Source organism: Methylomonas rivi (assembly GCF_024505165.1).
Lineage (GTDB): Bacteria > Pseudomonadota > Gammaproteobacteria > Methylococcales > Methylomonadaceae > Methylomonas > Methylomonas rivi.
In genome coordinates this window covers 24,025-43,614 of the sequence record NZ_JANIBK010000023.1, presented here as the reverse complement: position 1 = coordinate 43,614, position 19,590 = coordinate 24,025, and the positions used below count along the sequence as shown (strand labels likewise).

The window sequence follows — 19,590 nt, the reverse complement described above, 5'->3', positions numbered from 1 at the left end:
ACGGCGCCTGGAAACCCTGGCCCATTTACGCGCGGCCGGTGTGCCGACGGGGGTGATGGTGGCCCCGCTGATCCCTGTATTGACCGACCCGGAGCTGGAAGCCATCGTCTCGGCGGCTCATGCCGCCGGCGCGCTGAGCGCCGGATACATTTTGCTGCGCCTGCCGCTGGAAGTGGCGGACTTATTCGAGGAATGGCTGCACCGACATTTTCCGCTGAAAGCCGAACACGTGATGCAGCGCATCCGCGACAGCCGGGGCGGCAAGGCTTACGATGCGGCGTTTCACCGACGGCAAAGCGGCAGCGGCGTCTATGCCGATCTACTTGCGCAACGTTTCCGCTTGATTTGCCGCAAATTGGGCCTGAACGGAGGCTTGCCGCCCTTGCGTAGCGACTTGTTTCGCAAGCCCGAGACCGGCGGCCAAATGAGTTTCGATTTTTTCGATTAATGCGATTAGGGGAAGAAGCTTATGGATGCGGGAAAATTACTGATAACCGCTGGCTTGGCGATAGCCGCACTGGGACTAGTGCTGAAATATGCGTCTTGGATAATGAACTGGTTCGGCAAATTGCCCGGCGACATCGACATCGAAAATGCCAATAGCCGGATTTTCATCCCCATCACGTCGATGATCGTCATCAGTTTGCTGCTGACGATCATCGCTAATTTGTGGTTCCGGAAATAAGTTCTCAATCTTTAAGGTCAATTGCCGGCCACCATCGGCTACAATAACCGTCCGTTTTCGCCTTCTCCAAGACCGATTAATTATATTCATGAGCAATCCCATCATTCATGCCTTCGATTTCGACGGCGTCATTTGCGACAGTGCCGTAGAAACCGCCATTACCGGCTGGAAAGCCGCCGGCCGGATTTGGCCGGACATGCAAACCGCCATGCCGGAGACATTAATCGACAGTTTCCGCCGCATTCGCCCTATCATAGAAACCGGTTACGAGGCGATACTGGCGATGCGCATGCTGCAACAAGGCGACACTATCGGCGATATTTACAACGGCTACACCGACAGAACCCAGACACTATTACAGCAGGCCCAAGTCAGTACGGACGATTTGAAACTGCTATTCGGCGATACCCGCGACCAATGGATTGCCGAAAACCGCGACGAATGGATAGCGATGAATCCCTTGTTTCCGGGGGTTGCGAAAAAGTTGCACGCACTCGAGGCCGATAGCTGGTATATCGTCACCACCAAACAAGAGCGCTTTGTCAGTAAAATTTTGCGGGCCAACGACATTAAACTGGCGGACGAACGCATTTTCGGCTTGGACCGGAATATGAGCAAACCGGCAGTATTGACCGGCCTGTTAGCGCAACATACCGGGCAAAACATGCATTTTCTGGAAGACCGCCTGCCGGCTTTAAAAAGCGTGCAACAACAACCCGGCCTGAAGCCGGTAAAATTATTGTTTGCGTTATGGGGCTACAACACGCGCGAAGACAAGGCGGAGGTTGCCGCCCAGCGGGATATTGTCGGCTTGAATCTGGAAGGTTTTTTAAATTGAACCGGCGCTACGTCTGTCTGGTTTGGAAGGTTTTGCCGGAATAGCGGACGTATTTCGTTTTATTGAAATACGCATCCAGCCGTGCTTGGGGTTTAGTTGAATGTACCCACGGAGTGTCCGCAGGCATAAAAAAAGGACTAGCGAATTAACGCAAGCCCTTGATTCTTATGGTGGCGATACCGGGGATCGAACCTGGAACCTCGGGGTTATGAATGCCTTGAAATCAATAACTTACAAAACAACACAACAAACAATAACAATTAATTCAATCCGTTAGCCTGTTTCTTTGTTTGCCGCTTGTTGTTGTTTGCTGCCTTTATTTATCTGTAAGTGTCCCGCTAGTGTCCCATGAGACAAACACAAAAAAGCCGGTGCTACCCGGCCTAAGTGCCATCTTTAAATCAATAATTAATCATTGTTTATTTTTGCTTACGCCGCTCGAATCTCATCCAGCAAATCCGGGTGACGGTCCAACACTTTAAGTAATTTGACCAGCGCCAACGGCGGCTTGGTTTTGCCGTTCTCGTAGCGGGAAAAAGCATTGATACCGCCGCCGAAAATCTCCGACGCCTCTTTTTGGTCAAGCGCCAGCTTTTTGCGGACGCTGGCGATAAAGCTGGGGTCGACGATTGACGCATTAACCTGTTTGTTGAATTCCAGCATCAACGACATAGTGCGTTTGGATTCTTCCGCATCGGTAATCACTTCATCGCAGGCCGGACAAAACTCACTGGTTACATCAGGAATAATCGTAGACTCGCCTTTGTAGGTGTAGGGCATGTCTCGGGTATCTTTCACCAGCTCGGCACCGCCGCAAGACGGACATTTCATAATTACAACTCCTTAAACGAAACAACCAGCACATCATCAACGACGGTCAATTTCAGATAAACATTGCCAGCCAAGGTTTTGGGCCGGTAAACATCCTGCCAAACCTTGTGGTCGGCGTGGGTGGTCATGCTCTTGTAAAAATCAGTTGGTGTTAAACCCTGGATTACCGCCAACATGCCATCAAAATCAAATCCCAAAGCCGCCGCTCCTTCTCGTGCACTCTTGGTCGTCCTGACCTTGCCATCGGTAATCAAGGTTTTGATGACTGACAGCTTGCAATGGGGTGTCTGTTTTTCCATGAGTCAGATATTAACCTAGTTGGTTAGTTCAAACAACACTAATGCTTAGCCGCTTTGTTTTGCCGTTTGTTATGGATTTATGGCATGATTTGTCCTTTATTAGCCATGTAAAGGGATTTGTAATGTTCACGCAAACCAATCGTGTTTTAGCAGTCTTATCCGTCGTCGTGGGATTAGGCATTAGCACCGGGGAAATGGTTTGATTTATGACGACGTGCTGGATGTTACTTGGCTGAAAACCTAACCTAAGTCCTGTTAACAACATTTCGTTAAATTATAACTATAGATATGACGGTAGCAGTGATTTAGGTTTTAACATTACGAGCCCAAATTCCGAACTTTCCTATATGTTCTACATCAATCTTGGCAATAACGGTTTAGTGGGCACCTCTGGCAACTCAATAAGTTGTTCCGGACCAAATTTTTGCCTGAACTATTCGGGACCGTTTGATAACCTTGGTGGAGCCTACTGGTACGCACAAATGTATGCCCAACGGACGCCTGATAATCGGCAATACGTCGCACCTAATGATATCTGGGTATTCAGCTTAGCTACGGGAGAGCAAACACACGGCGTCGCAAATGCAAACAAATTATATGCTTGGGCAGTCCGTGACGGCGACGTTGCAGCCGCACCAATCCCTGCAAGTATTTGGTTTTTCGCCACAAGCCTAATGGCTTTTGGTGCCTTATCAATCCGGCGACAAAAAAACCAAATCCTCAGCACAAACTAACCAAATCCCACCAATAAAGCCGTAAAAACTTCAACATATTGCAGAACTAATTTGTTATCCTCGTCCGGCAATTCTGCTTGATTCACACTCTCAACCGGACAACCCGCCAAGGCTTTAATTGCTGCTACATCCACGGAATAACGCTGGCAAACATCAAGAATAGCAGTTTTAGCTGGTGCGAGGTCGGCGCGTTAAAGGATAGAAAAACGGCCTTTTGTTTTGCGGTTTGTTGTGGTTTTTTATTTCGAAGTGTCCCGCAGGCATAAAAAAAGGACTAGCGAATTAACGCAAGCCCTTGATTCTTATGGTGGCGATACCGGGGATCGAACCTGGAACCTCGGGGTTATGAATCCCGCGCTCTAACCGGATTGAGCTATATCGCCATGAAACTATTTAAGAGCCGCTATTATAAAAACCTACACCGAGGATGTCAAACATTAAACCTAAAATGCATTACATCGCCGTCTTGAACCTTGTATTCCTTGCCTTCCAACCGCCATTTACCGGCATCCTTGGCCCCTTGTTCGCCTTTGTAAGCAACAAAGTCTTCGTAAGCAATAACTTCCGCCCGAATGAACCCTTTTTCGAAATCGGTATGAATCACGCCGGCCGCCTGCGGAGCCGTGGCATTGACGGGAATGGTCCAAGCCCTCACTTCCTTGACGCCGGCCGTAAAGTAGGTCGACAGATTCAATAATTCGTAACCCGCCCTGACCACCCGGTTCAAGCCCGGTTCATCCAAGCCCAGATCGTCCAAAAATTCCTGTTTCTCGGCTTCATCGAGTTGGACTATTTCAGCTTCAATTGCCGCGCATACGGCCACGACCTTGGAGCCCTCCTTTTCCGCAAAGGCCCGCACTTTGTCCAACATCGGATTATTATCAAAACCGTCATCTTGTACATTTGCAACGTACAAAGTCGGCTTCAAGGTGATCAGGCAAAGTTCTTTGATCAATTTGACTTCATCCTCGGACAAACCCAAGGTTCTAACCGGTTCGCCAACGTTCAAATGCTCCAGTACGCGTTCCAGAACCTGCTTTCTAGCGACTTCGTCCTTATTGCCGGACTTGGCCGCCTTTGAGGTTTTTTGCAAGGCCCTTTCCACCGACCCCATATCGGCCAGCGCCAATTCGGTGTTGATCACTTCAATATCGCTGACGGGATCGACCTTGCCGGCCACGTGTATCACGTTGTCGTCTTCAAAGCAGCGCACCACATGCACGACGGCATCCGTCTCGCGTATATTGCCGAGGAATTGATTGCCCAATCCCTCGCCCTTAGATGCACCCGCCACCAATCCGGCAATGTCGACAAACTCGATAGTGGTGGGCAGGATGCGTTCCGGCTTGACGATTTCCGCCAGTTTGTCCATCCTGGGATCGGGCACCGGTACCACTCCCACATTGGGGTCGATAGTGCAAAAGGGGTAGTTTTCCGCCGCGATGGTGGCTTTGGTCAAAGCGTTGAATAAAGTCGATTTGCCCACGTTAGGCAAGCCAACGATTCCGCAGTGTAGTGCCATGATAGTTTCTTAAAGTAATAAATGCCGGGCCCGGGTAAAACCGGGTACAAAATGGGGCGGGATTATACAAGGGCAGCGGAAAATGTCTACCCGTTCAAAGTTACGCCGCCAAAACAACCGCGGCCTTAAGTTTTTTCATGGCATTTTGTTCCAACTGCCGGATACGCTCCGCGGAAACCTGGTAGCGATCCGCCAATTCATGCAGGGTGGCTTTTTCTTCGGCCAGCCAGCGGCTCGCTAAAATATCGCGGCTTCTGTCGTCGAGTTCGGACATGGCGTTCATCAGCAAGTCTTCTTTACGATCTTGCCAATCGCTATTTTCCAACAATAATGCTGGATCGGCATTTTGCTGTTCCAGATAGGTAATAGGCGCAATGCTATTGTCGTCGCTTTCATCCATACTGGGCTCCAAGCTGACATCATGGCTATCCAGCCGCCGTTCCATTTCAAAAACGGTTTTCACATCGACATCCAGATTTTCGGCGATAACTTCGGCCTCGTCCGGCGACAAATAACTCAAATCTTTTTTCAGTTTGCGCAAATTGAAAAACAGTTTCCGTTGCGCTTTGGTGGTTGCGACTTTAACAATACGCCAGTTTTTGATGACGAATTCGTGAATTTCGGCCTTGATCCAATGCACCGCAAAAGACACCAAACGCACGCCCATGTCGGGATCAAAGCGTTTTACCGCCTTCATCAAACCGATGTTGCCTTCTTGGACGATATCGGCCAACGGCAACCCGTAACCCGCGTAACCTCGCGCCACATGCGCCACAAAGCGGAGGTTAGCCATGACCAGTTCGCGCGCGGCTTCGATATCGCCTTCGTCGCGATAACGCACAGCCAAGTCGTATTCCTGCTCGGCGGACAATTTGGGCATGCGAGCAACCAGACTCAAATAACTGTCAAAAGTCCCGACCGACAAATTGATCGGCAAAGCCAACATATTATTCATATCCAACCTCTCTTAAATAACGTTGCAGCGATTCTAGCACTCCCCATAGAGGAGTGCTAACAATTTGCTAATTTTTTTTGCGCAGCTCATCCCATTCGATTAGCGGCTTAACCGTCCCCTCTCGTCCGGCCGGACCATCGCTTTACGACCTAAAGCCAAACTCGTAAAATGCCGCAACAGCGAACCGTACTCGCGCCTTACCACCCTCATAATAAAATTCAAAATGTCCAGCAACGAAAGCATCGTTCAATCCAATTTCATACGCCACATTATTGCCGAAGATCTGGCGGCCAATAAAAACCAAGGCAAGGTCGCCACCCGCTTTCCGCCCGAACCCAACGGTTATTTGCACATCGGCCACGCTAAGTCCATTTGCCTGAATTTTACCCTGGCCGCCGAAAACAACGGCACCTGCAACCTACGCTTCGACGACACCAATCCGGAAAAGGAAAGTATCGAATATATGGAGTCGATCGAACGCGACGTAGCCTGGCTGGGCTTTCAATGGGCAGGCAAATACCATGCTTCCGACTATTTCAAAACCCTGTACGACTATGCGGTGCAATTGATCAAGCAAGGCCAAGCCTACGTCGATAGTTCGACCGCCGAACAAATGCGCTTGGACCGCGGCACCCTGACCGAAGCCGGTAAGGAGAGCCCTGACCGCAATCGCACCGTCGAAGAAAACCTGGACCTGTTCCAACGCATGCGCGCCGGCGAATTCGCCGACGGCCAATACGTGCTGCGCGCCAAGATCGACATGGCATCGCCTAACATCAACCTGCGCGACCCGGCGATTTACCGCATCCGCCGCGCCCACCACCACCGTACCGGCGACGCCTGGTGCATTTACCCGATGTACGACTACACCCACTGCCTATCGGACATGCTGGAAGGCATCACCCACTCGATCTGCACGCTGGAGTTCGAAGACCACCGCCCGCTGTACGACTGGGTGTTGGACGAGCTGAAAACGCCCTGCCACCCGCAGCAAATCGAATTCGCCCGCCTGCAACTGGAATACACCATCGTCAGCAAGCGCAAACTGCTGCAACTGGTTACCGAAAAGCATGTGAACGGCTGGGACGACCCGCGCATGCCGACCATCTCCGGCCTGCGCCGCGCCGGCGTGCCGCCGGAAGCGATTCGGGATTTTTGCGAACGTATCGGCGTCACCAAAAAGAACTCCTGGATCGAAATGACGGTATTGGAAAACTGCATCCGCGAAGATCTCAACGAAAGCGCCAGCCGCGCCATGGCGGTATTGCGGCCGCTACGGGTGGTGATTGAAAACTGGGAAGACGGCAAAATCGAAACCTATCAGATCGCCAACCACCCGCAAAAACCGGAGATGGGCAGCCGCGAAGTACCGTTCGGCAAGGTCATTCTGATTGAACAGGACGACTTCATGGAAAACCCGCCGAAAGACTTCAAACGCCTGGTGCCGGGCGGCGAGGTACGCTTGCGCGGTTCCTACGTGATCAAATGCGCGGAAGTCATCAAAGACGATGCCGGCAACGTCATCGAGTTGCGCTGCAGTTACGATCCGGCCACGCTGGGCAAGAACCCGGAAGGCCGTAAGGTCAAGGGCGTGATTCACTGGGTGTCCGAACAACACGCATTGCCAGCCGAAATCCGCCTCTACGACAGACTGTTCAGCCACCCCAACCCCGACACGTTGGACAACTTCCTCGACGGCATCAACCCCGATTCGCTGCAAGTGCTGCCCGATGCCCGGGTCGAAGCCAGCCTGGCGGAAACCGCGCCGGACATTCGCTATCAGTTCGAGCGCACCGGCTATTTTTGCTTGGACGCCGTCGACAGCCAACCCGGCAAACTGGTTTTCAACCGTACCGTCACACTGCGGGACAGTTGGGGCAAATAAGCCATGCAGGTTAACGCCAGTCTGATCCAACATCTGCGGCAAGTGACCGGCCGAGACCTTGGCAACCACCGCCTGACCCGGGTCGGCGGCGGCGACATCAATGCCGCCTTCCGCTTGCAAGCGAACAACACCGATTGGTTCGTCAAACTCAACCGCGCCGGCTTGTCGGGCATGTTTGCCGCCGAAGCCGCCGGATTGCGCGAGATAGACGCTCAGCAACAAGTCAAGGTACCCAAGGTGGTGTCAGTCGGCGAGCATGATCATCAAGCCTATTTGCTGCTGGAATACGAAGCGCTGGATGCCCTGCGCGGCGACAGCGCCGGCCGATTCGGCGAGCAATTGGCTCGCCTGCACCGGCAACCGCGGGCGTTTTTCGGCTGGCATATCGACAACACCATAGGCTCGACCCCGCAGCATAATGACCGCCATAACGACTGGCCCGGTTTCTGGCAACAGCAACGCTTGGGCAAACAATTGCAGTTTGCCGCCGAAAACGGTTTTACGGGTTCGCTACAAACCAAGGGCCTGAAGCTGCTGGAAAATATCCCGGCTTTTTTTAGCCGCCATCGCCCTCACCCGTCGCTGCTGCACGGCGACCTGTGGGGCGGCAATGCCGCCAGCGACGGCCAAGGCAATCCCATCATGTTCGACCCGGCCTGTTATTACGGCGACCGAGAAACCGACATTGCCATGACGGAGCTGTTCGGCGGCTTCGGCCCGAATTTTTACAGCGCGTATCAAGCGGAGTACCCGCTGGATACGGACTACAAAACCCGCAAGACGCTTTACAACCTCTACCACATCCTCAACCACCTGAATTTGTTCGGCGGCGGCTATCTCGGCCAAGCCAATGGCATGATCGAACAGCTATTGTCGGAATTGAAATAAGGGTTTCGTCAAAATAACAGCCCCGTATTCTCCGGGATTGTTACCGATAGGAGGCGCTTTAGCCCCGATTAAGGCTCTCATCGCGGCTAAAGCCGCTCCGAAGGAAAAATATTTCGGTAAGTCATTTCCAACCATATCCTAAACCGCTTTAAAATCCGCGCACGGCGGCTTTCGGCAAAAAACTTTCCAAAAATGCGAGGTTTATCGCTTTTTCAATAAGGACTATACTTTGACAAACTGATTTCAAAGGGTAGTGGACCGCATGAAAAGACAGCGTTCTGTTGATTACGACGGCCTGGACGGAATTCTGCAACTTCCCGACATAACCGAAGCCAAGCCCAAAGGGTATCGATCATCCTGGTTGTATGCGTTGATCGCTGCCGCTCTGCTCGGCGCCTTCTTGCTTCGCAACCAGAACAAAACCGCATCGCCGCAATCGTTACCCATACAAACCGACAGTACCGTTACCTCCCTTGCATCCAAACCCAGCCCGATTCAGGAAACTAGCGACTCGGCTTCGAAAAATCCGCAACAGGATACCGGTACCCCTCAAACGGATTCGTCCCCCGATCATCAAGACGCCATTGTCTCCACAGAGCCCCACCCTGAACAACAAGCGGCCAACCTCGACCCCGCCACCGCGTCCCCAAAAATCGAAGTTCCAGCCGTAACGCCATCCGGGGTTTTGTTTACCGTGCGATTCAAATTGGATTCGAACCGACTGACCCTGCTCGGCAAATCCACAAGGGACGAATTGATAGACGCCGCCAAAAGCTGCCCCAACCTGATCAAACTGACGGGGCATACCTGTAATTTAGGCTCTGCCGCCGGTAACAGACACTTAGGCCTGGCAAGAGCGAATAGCGTAAAAAAACTATTAGCGGCCAACGGCATTCCGGCCCACCGAATCGCCGCAGTCTCCGAGGGCATGGAGCGGCCGGCCGCGACAAACGACACACCCGCCGGACAGGCGCAAAATCGCCGGGTTGAATTAATTTGCCAGGCACATTAACCGAACTTCATAGGATAAAAGCCATGCCACAAATTCAAAAAACCGATTATCAAATTGCCCAGCAACAAATTCTGGACGGCATCATTTCCGGCGAATTCGACATCGAAAACCGCCGCGACCTGGGGCCCATGATCCCGATTCGGCTGTTTCAAGCCTTGCGCATGGTAGCCTTGGGCTCGAATGTCGAGGATATATTGGGCCAGGGCGCGCCATCGCTGGTTTATCACTCCGGCCAAAGCCTGGGCCTGGCGATGGGGCAACTGGCGGCAGCCAACATCGACAAGGATTTGGAAACCTACGTCGGAAAAATAAAACTGCTGTGCCGCCAGCTCAGCATCGGCTTGGTGGTGCCCGATAGAGTGGACTTGAATGCGGGCGTGTTGGAACTGCGGGTCGATGAATGCGTCTCTTGCGCCGGCATTCATAATGTCTCGGCGCCGATTTGCCATTTCGAAGCCGGCATGGTGGGCGGCATCGTCAAAACGTTTTTTAACCGCAATGTAAAAGCCACGGAAACCAAATGCAATGCGCTTGGTGATAAGACCTGCTTGATTCGGGTCGACTTAATATAAGCATTCATGATAAAAAACGCATCCAGGAGAACGCCATGAGCAATATTCACCCGCTTGACACCCGAAAATCGCAATCCGGCGAAATAGATGCCATTTTGCGCAATCTGATGGGCATACAAGGCGTCAGCGCCGCGGCCATTGTCGATAACGACGGCTTCGTCACCCATATTCAACGCGATTCCGAAATCAACACCGACGCGATCGGCGCCTCGGTACAGGTGGTGTTCGGCGCCGCCGCCCGGGCAGCCCAACACGTTGGCCACCATGCCACCAATATGGTGATTTGCGAAAACGCCGAAGGTTTTATTTTATCCACCCCTGTCGAAGCGGGCTTTATGCTGGCCCTGGTCACCCAACGCGATGCCTTACTGGGCCGGGTGCGTTTCGAATTAAAGGAAACCATTCCGGTGTTGAAAAAATTATTTAGCCATTACCTTACCCATTAACCCAGCCTGCCAATTTCCCATGCCTTGGTTTCAAGCACAAATGGCGGAGTTACAGCGTCTGGCCGAAGAATATGCGCTGTCGCAACAGCAAACCGCGTCCAATATTGTCAACGTCAGCGAAAAAATGCGTTTAAAGCGCGCCGAATTTATCGATGCTGTACAGGTTTTGGTGGACAAAATCGGCAAGATTAAGGGTATTTCCGCCTGCGCGGCCTATCACGACGGCTTGATATTGGCTCAATCCGCGCATCCGGCCGCTATCGATGCCTTCGGCGCCACGCTGCAGGAAAGCGCGCGCGCGGCGCAACAAGGCGCCGCCCTGCTCGGCTTGGGCGAACTCGAGCAAATCGTTATCGTCGGAGCCAAAAACAAGGTGGCCATGCTGAGCATCGGGCCGTTAATGTTATGTATTTCCAGCCCTAAACAGATTAATCTGGCCTTGGCGTTGAATCGGCCCCATTGACACCGGCGCTTATCGTACCGGGCCGCCCGCCGTCCATCCAATATTTCCGCAAACGTTGACGCGCCAGTTCCACATCCATAATCGCGCCAGCGGTTTTTAAGCTGATCGCCCCGGCTTCCGCGGTGCCCTGGCTTTTGATGCGCAGGGCCTCGTAACGCCGCAGTACGGCGGCATGCGGAAAACCGAAACGATTCTTGTAACCGGCCGGTATCAATACCAAGGCCGGCCGTACTTGCCGTAAAAATCCGCTACTCGAGGAGGTTTTGCTGCCATGGTGCGGCGCCACCAGCACCGAACTGGCCAAGGCATCGCCATAGCGTGCCACCAACCAGTTCTCGGCGCTTTGTTGTATATCCCCCGTCAACAGCAAGCGCTGCCTTGCAGTGCTGATTTGCAACACGCAGGAATTGTCGTTTTCGGCCTTAAAGGGCTCCGTTCCGGGCGACAGCATCTTGAAATCGACCCCATCCCAATGCCAATGCTGCCCGGCTTGGCAATATGAGCCACCGGCCCGCTCCGCCCAGTCCGGCACACTGCTGTAAATCGCCGACACGGGGATTTCGGACAACACCGAGGCCGCCCCGCCGCTGTGGTCGTTATCGCCATGGCTAACCACCAAGCCGTCCAGTTTGGCAATGCCCCGGTGGCGCAAAAACGGCACGACCACCGACTCCCCCATGTCCGCTTGTTGGCTGAATTTAGCGCCGGTATCGAACACCAAGGCATGCCGCTCGGTTTGCACCACCGCCGCCAAACCCTGTCCCACATCCAGCAAGGTAAACCAGATCTCGCCATGGGGCGGCTTGTCGATCCGTGCAAAAAATAGCGGCAACAACAAAAATGGGCTCAAATACCGGCCGGGCATGCCTTTGGGCGCCAGCAACAGCAGGACGGCCAAAATGCCGAACAGCACGCCGTACCAGGGCGGCGCGGCGGTAGACAGGGCGGCATACGGCCATGTCGACATGTGCAGCAATATCCGCCACAAGCCTTGCAATATATGTTCGGCCAGCCACAACAGCCAATACGCTAAATCCGGCCACCAAAAGACCGTGCCCGCCGCGGCCAAGGACAAAGGCGTCACCAGCAGACCGACGATCGGCACGGCCACGCTATTCGCCAACGGCGCAACCAACGATATTTGCTGGAAAAACACCAATAACAGCGGCGACAGGCCAACCGCCATCGTCCAATGCAATTTGCCGGCCTGCCGCCAGTATCCCGCCCGGCCCAGCCTACCGGAAGACACATACAACAACACGGCAACCGCGCCGAAAGACAGCCAAAAGCCTACCGACAGCAGCGCCAGCGGGTCGAACAACACCACCAGCAACAACGCTATCAGCAAGCCTTGCATGACCGCCGTATTGCGCTGCCGGACCAACGCCCACAACCCGACCGTCAGCATAATAACCGCCCGTTGGGCGGGCACGGAGAATCCGGCCAATGCCGCGTAAAACAAGGCCGCCAGCCAGGCAAGCACCGCCGCCAGCTCATGCGGGGACACGGCCAAGCAGCCCAGGCGAATCCATACTCGCCGGGCCATGAAAAATACCCCGCCCGCCACCAAACTGATATGCGCGCCGGAAATCACCATCAAATGCACAATCCCAGTCAGCCTAAAGACCTCCCATTGCCGTTGGCTGACCGAATCCTGGCTGCCGATAGCCAGCGCTTTAATAACGCCCAGTTGTTCGCTTCCGGGTAACTCGCTATCCAGGCGGTCGGAAATCGCCTGCCGGCACAGGGCAAGATAGCGAGTAATGGAAAATGGCGGATTAATCCGCCTCGCTTCGGATTTCGAGCGCACATAGCCGGTGGCGCCGATATGATTGGCGAACAACCAGGCTTCGTAATCGAAACCTCCCGGATTACCGCGGCCATGCGGCCGTTGTAACCTGACCGTCAGTTCCCAGGCTTGCCCGGCTTTCACCAGCCGTGGCGGGTAGTACCAGTTCAGGCGCAATTTGCCCGGCACGCCGGGGCCGGCGCGGGTCACCTTAAAATCGAAACCGACCCGGCCATCTACCGGCTTGGGTATACTGGCGATGTAACCTTGCACTATCGTATCCTTGCCGGCCAATGCGTCCGCCAACCTGTCCGTTAAACGCCAACCGGCATAAGCGCCGGCCCACATCGCGCCGACGACGAACAGACAAAGATACCAATAGCGCCGGCAGGCCAGCAATGCCGCCAAGCCGAGCAAAAGCCCCCATTCCACGGCATTGGGCAACCGGGCCCATTGCTGTACCCAGGCAATACCGGCTATAAAAGTCAGAATATGCACGCTTACGCCTTTGCCGTTCTAAACGGGGGGTGCAATTCAAACCGATGTGGCCTTTGATCCGCTTTAAAAACATCCGCGAAGCGGAAAATGCCGAGGGCATGGGGTTTATTTCCCTTGATACTGCCCTGAGCATCGCAGCCTTTAGCGAGAACAACCCGCCAGGGGCGCGGCAGGGAGGCCGCGCGTTTTTCGCGGGGACTGGGAAGCCCCTTCGAAAAACCCTTGCCAAAGACGAGAAGCGCAGGATCAACGCGGTATGGGGCGGCCTTTTCTTTGGTTTCTTTCTTTTGGCCGTGCAAAAGAAAGAAACTCGGCTGTCGGGCCGACAAATCGGCAGGATGGCCGATTTGCATGCGGAGCACCCGCAGGGCGAAACACATGGATGCGTTTCGTGAAACCGACTTTTTAAATGGTTTCGCGTAGCGTTTCATTAAATATCCGCATCAGTTCGAATCGCACCACTAAACGGGCCAGGGTTTTGTCGTTGCGCTGCCTGCGCGGTAAACTGGCCGGACAAACTTGCTCGATTCTCAATTATTTTTATCCCAAAAATTTTCATGCCGCCACGTTTTCGCATTCGCCCGACTCGGGCCGTTTGGCTCAATTGCCATCTCTATTTAGCCTTGCTTTTCGGTTTTTTTTTCGCGCTCATCGGCTTAACAGGCAGCCTGAGTATCTACCGGGCGGAAATCGACGCCTTGCTCAACCCCGATCTGGTGATCGTTCCGTCTCAAAGCCAACCCGTATCGCTGGACAAGGTGTTGGCTCAGCTTCGCAAACACCACCCCAACCGACACGGCGCCTGGACCCTGGAAATGCCGAGCACGCCTAGCGGCACGATTACGGCCTGGTTCGAAAAACCCGCTGAAAGCGTGGATGCCTATTACGCCCCCTTGATGGTGGCGGTCAACCCGTATACCGGCGAAGTGATCGCCAGCCGCTTCTGGGGGCAAACCTTCACCACCTGGCTGCTCGATCTCCATACCCATTTGCAACTGGAAGCCACGGGGCGGCAGGCCGTTACGGTACTGGCAGTGCTATTGACGGTTTCCGTTTTGAGCGGCTTATACCTTTGGTGGCCCGGTCCGGCGCGATTATCCCAGGCTTTTGCGCTGCGGCACAATGCGGGCCTGATGCGGCTGTTGCTCGATGTCCACCGCCTGTTGGGGCTGGCGAGCGCCGGCTTTTTACTGCTGCTGGCATTCACCGGTTTTCATCTGGCTTATCCGGCCCTGCTGGAGAACCTGACCGCGGCGTCCGGCATGGGACATGGCGACACAGGCCCCAATGTCAGCAGCACTTCCAAGCCGAACGACAGGCCGATTACGCTGAGCGAAGCGGTTTTGGTGGCGCGCGGCCTGTTTCCCAGTTCCGAAGTACGCCGAGTGACCACCCCGGCCGGCGAACTGGGCACTTACCGCATCAATTTACGCCAGCGCCGCGAACTGAACCAGCACCACCCGTTCACCAATGTCTGGGTGGATCGCTGGAGCGGCCAGATTCGTAGCGTCAACAACCCCAGTTTATTCAGTGCCGGCCAAACTTTTACCACCTGGCAATGGCCGCTACACACCGGCGAAGCGTTCGGCGCCTGGGGGCGCTTAATCTGGTTTTTTGCCGGCCTGACCCCGCTGGCGCTCTGGTTGAGCGGCCTAACGCACTGGCTATACCGTAAAGGACTGCTCCGGGACAGGCCCGTCGATATCGCCGGACTCGGCCGGACGGCCGGCAAACGGCTTGCCGCATTTTCATATCGCCTGCATAACCGGTTGATGCGAACGCTGGAACCGCTGGTGATTCTTGCCATCCGCAAAGCGGCCGAGCGTATCGACCGAACGAAAAAATGACCAACCGGCATACGCGGGACATGGCGGCAAATATTCCGGCGCTGAAAATCCCACGGCCCTAAAACCTGTTAGAATCCGCGCACAGTTCGACTAACAGAGTAGCGCAATGCCCAAAAAAATAATAAAAAAATACTTACCCGACCCGGAAAAAATCAAATCCATCAAAAGCCTGCATTTTTTGGGCGACAGATTGCACGATCCCAATTTATGGCATTTAAACCGGCACTCCGTGTCGCTGGCTTTTGCGGTAGGATTATTTTTTGCCTGGGTGCCCTCCCCCACGCAAATGGCCATGGCCGCCGCCGCCGCTTTGTTCGTGCGGGCCAACCTGCCGATTTCGGTGGCGCTGGTATGGATCACCAACCCCATCACCATGCCGCCGTTATTCTATTTTGCTTACCGGGTCGGCATCCGGCTTTTGAACAAACCCCATTTCGACGGCGAATTTTCGTTGGACACCGTATTTTCCAGCATGGCGGACATAGGCGGACCGTTTTTGTTCGGCTGTCTGGTACTGGGCATTACCTGTTCGAGCCTGGGTTATTTCGGCATGAAAGCTTTCTGGCGCTGGCATGTGGCCCATCGCTGGCATGCGCGCAAAAAAGCCCGGGCAGAAAAAAGCTGAGATAGGCAATTTATTGATTGCTTTTCTATTGGCGGAATGGAGACATAGCGCCAAACCGCTGCCCAGGCTTTTTTGACGATCCGGTCGCTGCCGTCCAGGTTACCGTTGGCGACGGCAAAACCCGCTTCGAGAGCCGAGGCGCCGTGAGTCGATTCACGCACCTCGGCCCACTCCGGTCAACACCCGCCCGTTAATAAGCCGTATTTAATACCGTAGTGAATTAAATCGGCGTTGCTGGATAAATTCATTTTTTTTAATAAGCGGGTCCGGTAGGTACTGACCGTTTTAATGCTTAAGGACATGTCGACGGCGATTTCGGAAAGGCGTTTACCGTGCGCCAGACTGATAAATACCTGATATTCACGATCCGTTAGATTTTGATGCAGGGGTTTGTTGGAAGACGCATTTAATTCGGCAACCAGTATTTCCGCCAAATCATTACTGATATATTTACCGCCTTTCGCCAGTTTACGAATGGCCAGCACCAGCTGTTCCGGCGCGCTTTCCTTGCTCAAATAACCGTCGGCGCCGGCGCGCAGCATTCTAATGGCATATTGATCCTCCGGATAAGCGCTTAATACCAATATGGGCTTGCTTGGGCTTTCCATTTTCGCCAACCGGATCAACTCCAAAACATTTTTTCCGGGCATGGCGATATCGAGCAGCATCACGTCCCAATTATCCCCCCTGATGAGCTTAAAAGCCTCGTCGCCGTTGGAGGCCTCGACGGAAAACTCCATGTCGTCGACATCGTTAAGTATTTGCTTCAAACCTTTTCTGACGATGGCATGATCGTCGGCAATCATGATCCTAATCATCGGTTCGCTCCGATTCATTATCCTTTAGCGGCATCTTTAATATGATGCGGGTTCCCGCCCCGGCTTGACCGTCCACTGTAAATTCGGCGCCGAAATAATTGGCCCGTTCCCGCATGCCTTGAATGCCGTAGCTTTCGTCTTGACGTTGCCTGTCCGCTGTCATGCCGCGGCCATTGTCCGCGATCGTCAATATTAAACGGTTTGCGTCGGCCTCGATCGCAATCTCGACTTTGCTGGCGTGGGCGTGATTCAGGACATTGGTCAATGCCTCCTGAGTAATGCGAAAAATCGCGGTGCTACGATTGGTATCCATCGCCGGTTTGCTATCGGGCAGTTCTAATGAGCAGGGAATACCGCTACGTTGGCTAAAGTTCTCAACCAGCCATTCGATGGCCGGCAACAGGCCTAGATGATCGAGCAAGCTGGGCCGCAAATCGGTGATGATACGTTTGACCGTCTGAATGCTGTCGTTGACTTCTCCGATCATCGAGCGGATTTTAATGTGGCATTCCCTTAGCTCGTCCGGCAAATGCCGTTCCAGCCAACTGAGTTCCATTTTTAGCGCCGTCAAAAACGCGCCCAAATCGTCGTGAAGTTCTCGCGCAATGCGAATTCGTTCGTTTTCCCTAACCATCTCCAGATGTCCGGATAGGTCTTGAATACGCTTGTGACTATCGCGCAAGGCCATTTCCGCCGCCTTACGCTCGGTAATATCCACCAGCAGCACGAATATCAGCGGACCTTGCTGATCGACAACCGGAATGGTCGAGACCAATACATCGGCCGCGGTTCCGTCGAGGCGCAAAATTTTTTCTTCAAACGTGGAAGGCACACTTGCATCACGTTCGAGATTACGTTCAATCCGAGCATTCACGAGATCCCTAAAATCCGGATGCACCAATTCCAACGGTTTTTTTGCCAGCAATTGCTCCGGCGTATCGGCACGCCATAGTCTCAAACAGGCTTGGTTGACTTGTTCGATCCGCTCGCCGCCGCGGTTGACCAAAATGGCTTCGGCGGAATTTTCGAATAACGCTCGATAGCGCTCCTCGCTGGCTTTCAGCTTGGCTTCGGCGCGCTTGCGTTCAGTCAAATCGTGAATGGTGGCTACAAACAAGTGCTTGTTTTCCAGCCTGAGCTCATGAATGCCGACCGCCACCAGGAATGGGCCGCCATCCTTTTTCAGCGCGGTAACCTCGCGTATGTCGATAACCAGTTCCTCATCGTCCTTCGACAGATTCGACAGATACTGGCCGTGCGTTTTCCGCTCCGCGTCCGCGAGAAAACGCTCCAACCCGACGCCGGTCATTTCGCCCGCGCCATAGCCGAATATTTTTTCCGCCGACGGATTGACGCGTATGACGATGCCTTGTTGGTCGAAAATCAGTACGGCATCGGACACGTGTTCGAAAATGGCGGACATTTTCAGATCGCTTTGCTGCAAGGCCTGCTCCATTTCGATGCGGGCCGTGACATCGTTTTGCACGCCGATAAAATGGGTTACCCGATTGTGGCCGTCGTTTACCGGCGAAATATAAATTTCATTCCAAAATGCGCTACCGTCCTTACGGTAATTACGCAAGATGGCGTAGCCGTCTTTTTGTTGCCGCAAGGCTTGCCGCAAGTTGTCGATCTCGGGCTGGTCGCGGTTGTCGCCTTGCAATATCCGGCAATTTTGCCCTATCAATTCCTCCGAGTTGTAGCCGGTCAGGGTCGAAAAAGCCTGGTTGACGTAAATGATGGCATAGTCGGTGTCGGCAAGATCGGTTATGACGATGCCATTGTTGCTACTATCGATAGCCCGCTGCATCAAACGCAGTTTATCCTCGGCATTGCGGCGCCAGGTAATGTCCTGAATCGTGCCGTAGATCCGCACCACCTTGCCGCTACTCCAGTCTCGAATCGGCAGCGCATGGTCGCTGAAACAGCGCACTTCACCCCCGTTGGAAACGATTCGATACTCGGCGATATCTTCGTAGCCGTTCAGCAACGCAGCTACGTGGCGATCCGCTAACGCTTGATCGTCGGCATGCACGGTCAGTCCGAAATGATGATCCAGCAAACCGGGTGCTTCGCCATAACGGGCATGGCTATCGAGAAAGCGTTTGAACGGCTCGGTAACCCATTCGAAGGTTGGCCGCCCATCTTCCCCAATCCCGAGCGAATAGGCGAAATCTGAGGTTAACTTGGAAATAACCTGATCCCATTTTTCGCACCACAAAATACCGCTTGCTTTATTTTGGCAGGGCGGGCTTTCCAAAGGCCGTTGTAAAGCCTGCCTGACTGCGGCGAACAGAGTGTCGCGCCGATTTTTGCCGATGTAGTCGGCCATCCCTTGCTTGATGGCCCGAACGGCGACCGTTTCGTCGCCATGGCCCGTCAACATGATCACCGGCAATGTCGGATACAGGTTTTTGAAATCCGCGAATACGCAAAACCCGTCGGTCCATGCCAGTCGATACTCGGTGATGACCAGATTGAAATCGCCTTGTTCCAGCGCGTTCCGATAGTGTGCCCGCGTGGCGATATCAATGATTTCAAACGCCGAAGAGTTATCGGACAAGGTTCGGCGGGTCAACTTCCGCTCATCCGCGTCATCGTCGATCAGCAGTATTTTCGGCATATTGTCAGTTGCTACTTGTCTGCATTGGTTTTATTCCCGCTACAGGTCCATTTGCTTGCACTTGGGGCAAGCTTAACCCTTGGGCAGCGATTTTCCAAGGCGGCCATCGATCACCGGTTCCAGTCAAGGAAACAAGCGATCTCGATAAATGTGGGATTTTCCTTACTTTGCCGCGCGAACCATCGGCAGTTACAAACCCACCCTATCCCCTACACAGAGTATTTCACAGCCTGCGGCATTTGTTCAGCATCCTCTCGATT

At 53.7% G+C, this 19,590-nt stretch carries 22 protein-coding genes and 1 tRNA gene; 12 read left to right on the top strand and 11 right to left on the bottom strand.

The features are described 5' to 3' along the window. The 3 genes from NP596_RS06630 to NP596_RS06620 all read left to right on the top strand — a co-directional run. Positions 1-448 (top strand): SPL family radical SAM protein (locus NP596_RS06630; protein WP_371927910.1); only part of this gene is annotated, 448 nt, incomplete at its 5' end. 21 nt (positions 449-469) lie between these two features. Beyond that, complete coding sequence (locus tag NP596_RS06625; protein ID WP_256614501.1) at positions 470-685, top strand: DUF2905 domain-containing protein; 216 nt, start codon at positions 470-472, stop codon at positions 683-685. Positions 686-773: 88 nt separating this feature from the next. After that, a complete protein-coding gene (locus NP596_RS06620; protein ID WP_256614500.1) occupies positions 774-1,523 on the top strand; it encodes an HAD family hydrolase in 750 nt (249 codons plus the stop codon). A gap of 429 nt (positions 1,524-1,952) precedes the next feature. Here NP596_RS06620 and NP596_RS06615 read toward each other — a convergent pair whose 3' ends face one another. Both NP596_RS06615 and NP596_RS06610 read right to left on the bottom strand, forming a co-directional pair. Continuing rightward, on the bottom strand, positions 1,953-2,354 hold the full coding sequence (locus NP596_RS06615; RefSeq protein ID WP_256614499.1) for a type II toxin-antitoxin system MqsA family antitoxin: 402 nt from the start codon (positions 2,352-2,354) through the stop codon (positions 1,953-1,955). A gap of 2 nt (positions 2,355-2,356) precedes the next feature. Then, positions 2,357-2,653, bottom strand: coding sequence for a type II toxin-antitoxin system MqsR family toxin (locus NP596_RS06610; protein WP_256614497.1), 297 nt, complete (start codon positions 2,651-2,653; stop codon positions 2,357-2,359). A 347-nt stretch (positions 2,654-3,000) separates the two neighbouring features. Between NP596_RS06610 and NP596_RS06605 the strand changes: the two genes are divergently transcribed. Then, positions 3,001-3,387 (top strand): hypothetical protein, encoded by a 387-nt coding sequence (locus tag NP596_RS06605; RefSeq protein WP_256614496.1) that lies wholly within the window; start codon positions 3,001-3,003, stop codon positions 3,385-3,387. Here the strand turns inward: NP596_RS06605 and NP596_RS06600 are convergent. The 4 genes from NP596_RS06600 to rpoH all read right to left on the bottom strand — a co-directional run bounded on the left by NP596_RS06600 (position 3,384) and on the right by rpoH (position 5,864). Next, positions 3,384-3,521, bottom strand: coding sequence for a hypothetical protein (locus NP596_RS06600; RefSeq protein ID WP_256614495.1), 138 nt, complete (start codon positions 3,519-3,521; stop codon positions 3,384-3,386). The two genes, NP596_RS06605 and NP596_RS06600, sit on opposite strands and share 4 nt — an antisense overlap. Positions 3,522-3,692: 171 nt before the next feature. After that, positions 3,693-3,770 (bottom strand) — tRNA-Met (locus NP596_RS06595). A 47-nt stretch (positions 3,771-3,817) separates the two neighbouring features. Continuing rightward, complete coding sequence (gene ychF, locus NP596_RS06590) at positions 3,818-4,909, bottom strand: redox-regulated ATPase YchF (RefSeq protein WP_256614494.1); 1,092 nt, start codon at positions 4,907-4,909, stop codon at positions 3,818-3,820. Between the two features lie 100 nt (positions 4,910-5,009). Then, entirely contained in the window at positions 5,010-5,864 is an 855-nt protein-coding gene (rpoH, locus tag NP596_RS06585; protein ID WP_256614492.1) for an RNA polymerase sigma factor RpoH, read from the bottom strand. Between the two features lie 223 nt (positions 5,865-6,087). On the opposite strand from rpoH, the gene NP596_RS06580 reads away from it, so the two are divergent. The 6 genes from NP596_RS06580 to NP596_RS06555 all read left to right on the top strand — a co-directional run bounded on the left by NP596_RS06580 (position 6,088) and on the right by NP596_RS06555 (position 11,130). After that, positions 6,088-7,749: a glutamine--tRNA ligase/YqeY domain fusion protein gene (locus NP596_RS06580; RefSeq protein ID WP_256614491.1), complete on the top strand. Its 1,662-nt coding sequence runs from the start codon at positions 6,088-6,090 to the stop codon at positions 7,747-7,749. 3 nt (positions 7,750-7,752) lie between these two features. After that, positions 7,753-8,637 carry a fructosamine kinase family protein gene (locus tag NP596_RS06575; RefSeq protein ID WP_256614490.1) on the top strand — a complete coding sequence of 295 codons (885 nt, stop codon included), beginning with the start codon at positions 7,753-7,755 and terminating at the stop codon, positions 8,635-8,637. Between the two features lie 262 nt (positions 8,638-8,899). After that, positions 8,900-9,649 carry an OmpA family protein gene (locus tag NP596_RS06570; RefSeq protein WP_256614489.1) on the top strand — a complete coding sequence of 250 codons (750 nt, stop codon included), beginning with the start codon at positions 8,900-8,902 and terminating at the stop codon, positions 9,647-9,649. Positions 9,650-9,672: 23 nt separating this feature from the next. Then, positions 9,673-10,221, top strand: coding sequence for a V4R domain-containing protein (locus NP596_RS06565; RefSeq protein ID WP_256614488.1), 549 nt, complete (start codon positions 9,673-9,675; stop codon positions 10,219-10,221). 35 nt (positions 10,222-10,256) lie between these two features. Beyond that, on the top strand, positions 10,257-10,667 hold the full coding sequence (locus tag NP596_RS06560; protein ID WP_256614487.1) for a roadblock/LC7 domain-containing protein: 411 nt from the start codon (positions 10,257-10,259) through the stop codon (positions 10,665-10,667). A gap of 19 nt (positions 10,668-10,686) precedes the next feature. Next, positions 10,687-11,130 (top strand): roadblock/LC7 domain-containing protein, encoded by a 444-nt coding sequence (locus NP596_RS06555; RefSeq protein ID WP_256614486.1) that lies wholly within the window; start codon positions 10,687-10,689, stop codon positions 11,128-11,130. Here the strand turns inward: NP596_RS06555 and NP596_RS06550 are convergent. The 3 genes from NP596_RS06550 to NP596_RS06540 are packed head-to-tail and all read right to left on the bottom strand — an operon-like array spanning position 11,096 to position 13,951. After that, entirely contained in the window at positions 11,096-13,417 is a 2,322-nt protein-coding gene (locus NP596_RS06550; RefSeq protein WP_256614485.1) for a DNA internalization-related competence protein ComEC/Rec2, read from the bottom strand. The genes NP596_RS06555 and NP596_RS06550 overlap by 35 nt on opposite strands. 2 nt (positions 13,418-13,419) lie before the next feature. Continuing rightward, positions 13,420-13,848, bottom strand: coding sequence for a hypothetical protein (locus NP596_RS06545; RefSeq protein WP_256614484.1), 429 nt, complete (start codon positions 13,846-13,848; stop codon positions 13,420-13,422). Next, on the bottom strand, positions 13,823-13,951 hold the full coding sequence (locus NP596_RS06540) for a hypothetical protein (RefSeq protein WP_256614483.1): 129 nt from the start codon (positions 13,949-13,951) through the stop codon (positions 13,823-13,825). The genes NP596_RS06545 and NP596_RS06540 overlap by 26 nt, the downstream gene beginning before the upstream one ends. A gap of 23 nt (positions 13,952-13,974) precedes the next feature. Here NP596_RS06540 and NP596_RS06535 point away from each other — a divergent pair, with 23 nt between their 5' ends. Beyond that, positions 13,975-15,264: a PepSY-associated TM helix domain-containing protein gene (locus NP596_RS06535; protein ID WP_256614482.1), complete on the top strand. Its 1,290-nt coding sequence runs from the start codon at positions 13,975-13,977 to the stop codon at positions 15,262-15,264. 106 nt (positions 15,265-15,370) lie between these two features. Further along, entirely contained in the window at positions 15,371-15,889 is a 519-nt protein-coding gene (locus NP596_RS06530) for a DUF2062 domain-containing protein (protein ID WP_256614480.1), read from the top strand. A 176-nt stretch (positions 15,890-16,065) separates the two neighbouring features. On the opposite strand, the gene NP596_RS06525 is transcribed toward NP596_RS06530, so the two are convergent. Then, entirely contained in the window at positions 16,066-16,707 is a 642-nt protein-coding gene (locus tag NP596_RS06525) for a response regulator (protein ID WP_256614479.1), read from the bottom strand. Beyond that, positions 16,700-19,330, bottom strand: coding sequence for a PAS domain S-box protein (locus NP596_RS06520; protein WP_256614478.1), 2,631 nt, complete (start codon positions 19,328-19,330; stop codon positions 16,700-16,702). The genes NP596_RS06525 and NP596_RS06520 overlap by 8 nt, the downstream gene beginning before the upstream one ends. Between the last annotated feature and the right edge of the window lie 260 nt (positions 19,331-19,590).

Excerpts from the sequence above, each read along its gene's own strand:
- NP596_RS06610 (WP_256614497.1), bottom strand. The coding sequence starts at position 2,653 with ATGGAAAAACAGACACCCCATTGCAAGCTGTCAGTCATCAAAACCTTG.
- NP596_RS06570 (WP_256614489.1), top strand. The coding sequence starts at position 8,900 with ATGAAAAGACAGCGTTCTGTTGATTACGACGGCCTGGACGGAATTCTG.
- NP596_RS06575 (WP_256614490.1), top strand. The coding sequence starts at position 7,753 with ATGCAGGTTAACGCCAGTCTGATCCAACATCTGCGGCAAGTGACCGGC.
- NP596_RS06555 (WP_256614486.1), top strand. The coding sequence starts at position 10,687 with ATGCCTTGGTTTCAAGCACAAATGGCGGAGTTACAGCGTCTGGCCGAA.
- NP596_RS06565 (WP_256614488.1), top strand. The coding sequence starts at position 9,673 with ATGCCACAAATTCAAAAAACCGATTATCAAATTGCCCAGCAACAAATT.
- NP596_RS06530 (WP_256614480.1), top strand. The coding sequence starts at position 15,371 with ATGCCCAAAAAAATAATAAAAAAATACTTACCCGACCCGGAAAAAATC.
- NP596_RS06625 (WP_256614501.1), top strand. The coding sequence starts at position 470 with ATGGATGCGGGAAAATTACTGATAACCGCTGGCTTGGCGATAGCCGCA.
- NP596_RS06605 (WP_256614496.1), top strand. The coding sequence starts at position 3,001 with ATGTTCTACATCAATCTTGGCAATAACGGTTTAGTGGGCACCTCTGGC.
- NP596_RS06580 (WP_256614491.1), top strand. The coding sequence starts at position 6,088 with ATGTCCAGCAACGAAAGCATCGTTCAATCCAATTTCATACGCCACATT.
- NP596_RS06545 (WP_256614484.1), bottom strand. The coding sequence starts at position 13,848 with ATGAAACGCTACGCGAAACCATTTAAAAAGTCGGTTTCACGAAACGCA.
- NP596_RS06525 (WP_256614479.1), bottom strand. The coding sequence starts at position 16,707 with ATGATTAGGATCATGATTGCCGACGATCATGCCATCGTCAGAAAAGGT.
- NP596_RS06615 (WP_256614499.1), bottom strand. The coding sequence starts at position 2,354 with ATGAAATGTCCGTCTTGCGGCGGTGCCGAGCTGGTGAAAGATACCCGA.
- NP596_RS06620 (WP_256614500.1), top strand. The coding sequence starts at position 774 with ATGAGCAATCCCATCATTCATGCCTTCGATTTCGACGGCGTCATTTGC.
- NP596_RS06535 (WP_256614482.1), top strand. The coding sequence starts at position 13,975 with ATGCCGCCACGTTTTCGCATTCGCCCGACTCGGGCCGTTTGGCTCAAT.
- NP596_RS06520 (WP_256614478.1), bottom strand. The coding sequence starts at position 19,330 with ATGCCGAAAATACTGCTGATCGACGATGACGCGGATGAGCGGAAGTTG.
- NP596_RS06560 (WP_256614487.1), top strand. The coding sequence starts at position 10,257 with ATGAGCAATATTCACCCGCTTGACACCCGAAAATCGCAATCCGGCGAA.
- rpoH (WP_256614492.1), bottom strand. The coding sequence starts at position 5,864 with ATGAATAATATGTTGGCTTTGCCGATCAATTTGTCGGTCGGGACTTTT.
- ychF (WP_256614494.1), bottom strand. The coding sequence starts at position 4,909 with ATGGCACTACACTGCGGAATCGTTGGCTTGCCTAACGTGGGCAAATCG.